This is a genomic window from Streptomyces alkaliphilus (assembly GCF_014141535.1).
GTDB classification, from domain to species: domain Bacteria; phylum Actinomycetota; class Actinomycetes; order Streptomycetales; family Streptomycetaceae; genus Streptomyces; species Streptomyces alkaliphilus.
Genome location: NZ_VKHT01001490.1, coordinates 1 through 852 on the forward strand (window position 1 = coordinate 1; position 852 = coordinate 852).

The 852-nt window shown below is 71.7% G+C and carries 1 protein-coding gene; it reads left to right on the plus strand.

From position 1 onward, the window contains the following. The first annotated feature begins 244 nt into the window (after window positions 1–244). Window positions 245–823, plus strand: a complete 579-nt coding sequence (locus FNQ90_RS25270; protein WP_182608439.1) for a TetR/AcrR family transcriptional regulator — start codon at window positions 245–247, stop codon at window positions 821–823. The last annotated feature ends 29 nt before the right edge of the window (window positions 824–852 follow it).

Below are 852 nucleotides of genomic sequence, written 5' to 3' on the forward strand. Positions count from 1 at the left end.
CGGCCCGCCCTCCGGCCCCCGGCCGGGGCCCGGTCGGGCCGGTGCGGGTGCGATCGGCGGGCCGTGGCCGCATCGACGGTCCTCCGTGGAGCGGGGCGCGGTCGAGGGAGTGGAGGCAGTGGTGTGGTTCCGGCATACCAGTCACCTGTTCCGAAAAGCCGCAGCCATGCCGTGGTCCGCCCGACGGGTGTATGGTGTGAGTTACTAATACTGTTAGTGGCTAACATTTCTGGGAGTGGTCGGTGTGGACGGACGGACGAGCCGGGGGGCGCGCACCCGCGAGGCCCTGCGCCGGACCGCCTTCCGGCTCTTCCTCGCCGAGGGATACGAGAAGGTGACCGTCGCCCGCATCGCGGCCGGAGCCGGTGTCTCCCACATGACCTTCTTCCGGCACTTCCCCACCAAGGAGGACGTGGTCCTGCGGGACGAGTACGACCCGATGCTGGAGGAACTCATCCGGGCCCGTCCGGTCGACCACCCCCCGATGGAACGCATCCGCCACGCGGTCACCACCGCCCTCCCGGCCGTCTACCGGCAGGAGCGCGAAGCCCTCTACCTGCGCTCCCGGTTGATCCTGCGCACCCCCGCCCTGCGGGCCCGCATGGGCGAGAGCGCGGTCTCCTCCTGCCTGGCCTTCGAGCGGGGCCTGACACCGCCCGGCGAGAACCCGACACCGGCCGTCCGGGTGATCGCCGCCGCCTGCACCGCCGCACTGACCACCGCCATCACCCTCTGGGTGGAGGAGGGGGGGCAAAGCGAACTGCCCGATCTCGTCGAGGACGCCTTCGACGCACTCCTGACCGCCGGCGGAGGCACACCGTGACGCGCCCCGTCCCCGAGTCCGTGGACGCC